The organism is Erythrobacter sp. HI0063 (assembly GCF_001635685.1).
GTDB lineage: Bacteria > Pseudomonadota > Alphaproteobacteria > Sphingomonadales > Sphingomonadaceae > Qipengyuania.
On sequence record NZ_LWFF01000065.1, the window covers coordinates 1 to 265 of the forward strand.

1 protein-coding gene is annotated in these 265 nt (G+C 64.5%); it reads left to right on the forward strand.

The window, feature by feature from the left end; all coding sequences use genetic code 11:
• Positions 1 to 265: fumarate hydratase (locus tag A3736_RS03050; RefSeq protein WP_197465469.1), on the forward strand; the 265-nt coding region annotated here is incomplete at both ends.

Consider the following 265-nt stretch of genomic DNA (forward strand, 5'->3'; position numbering starts at 1 on the left):
GATGAGGGCGTGCGCCGGGCCTACAACCACCCCGACAACACGCTGCGCGCCTCGATCCTGGCCGATCCCGCCTTCACCCGCCGCAATACGCGCGACAACACGCCGTGCGTCCTCTCGGTCGAAATGGTGCCGGGCGACACGGTGGAAATCGACGTCGCCGCCAAGGGCGGGGGCAGCGAGAACAAATCCAAGTTCAAGATGATGAACCCCAGCGACAATATCGTGGACTGGGTGGTCGAGCAAATTCCGAGCATGGGCGCCGGCT